General features: G+C 27.6%; 1 protein-coding gene. It reads right to left on the reverse strand.

Annotated elements, in window-relative coordinates; genetic code table 4:
* On the reverse strand, nucleotides 1–456 hold a 456-nt coding region (locus tag AC0B4N_RS04315), incomplete at both ends, for a hypothetical protein (RefSeq protein ID WP_465102600.1).

The raw sequence follows: 456 nt of genomic DNA on the forward strand, positions 1-456 counted from the left end.
GTTTTGAAATTTCTGTAGCATATTTTAATGTTTTAGGTTTGGTTTGTTTTTGCTTCCTTATGCCATATTTGCCTTCAGATTTTTTAACAATATGGTCAAAATCAAGGAAATAAGGGTATTTTTTAATTATTTTATAAATTGTACTAGGCGAAGGAGCAAATTCATCAGGGGATAATTTTTTAAAAGAATTAACAAGATAGGTAACTGATTTCTTAACTTCTTTTTGCTGCAAATTCTTTTTGTTTCTATTTTTATTGTATGTATTAAGTTCACTATACCAATATTTTCTGTAGGCCTTTCATTTCTCTTTAATTGCATCACTTACAAAAAAGAGTCGCGAAAATGAATAACCTAATAAATGTTCGTATAGTTTAGTAAAATTAAGGGTTTTAACACGCATTACTCTTTTTGAGCACTTAGGACAAACATAGCGATTTTGTTTATCTAAACTAAGTA

It is taken from the genome of Mycoplasma sp. 13536 (genome assembly GCF_055523495.1).